This is a genomic window from Blautia sp. AF19-10LB (assembly GCF_003461245.1).
Classification (GTDB): Bacteria; Bacillota; Clostridia; order Lachnospirales; family Lachnospiraceae; genus Blautia_A; species Blautia_A intestinihominis.
On record NZ_QTWS01000019.1, the window covers coordinates 80,891 to 81,503 of the forward strand.

Sequence of the window (613 nt, forward strand, 5' to 3'; positions counted from 1 at the left end):
AAATGGTATAGGGGTCTTTTTATTTTTCGAAAACAGTTGACATTTATATTAATGTGTGCGGCCGATTTCGCTACGGATTGATAATAAAGGCAGCGAAATCGGCCCTTGTAATTAAGAAAAACTTAATTACAGGGAGGTATCATATGAAACCGAAACACATTAAAAAAGTTTTGATGTCAGAAATCAATAAAGTTGCAAACAATCCGAAGGACTATTGCTTTCATCCTGATACGGACTTTACCCGAAAACGGAAAATTTCTATGAAAGCAGTGTTAACAGGAATTATCGGTATGGGAAGCGGCAGTCTTACAAATGAATTAATAGACTTTTTTCACGCTTCCCCTCAAATGCCCACACCATCTGCTTTTTTACAGCAGAGAAGTAAGATTAAGCCTGAAGCTTTCCGTTCCATATTTGACGGCTTTAACGAAACAATTACGAAAGGTTTTTCAGAAAAGATGCCTATATTTGCTGTTGACGGTTCAGACATTCAAATTGCTACAAACCCTGGGGATACTGGATCATATTATCCTGGAAGCAACGGACAAAAAGGATATAATCTTTTACATTTAAATGCACTGTATGAGATTGATTATCATATTTATGCAGATTC

The 613-nt window shown here is 36.2% G+C and carries 1 pseudogene; it reads left to right on the top strand.

What is annotated here, in order from left to right:
* Positions 1-143: 143 nt before the first annotated feature.
* Positions 144-613, top strand: a pseudogene (locus tag DWX28_RS11645) (IS4 family transposase); the annotation flags it as partial.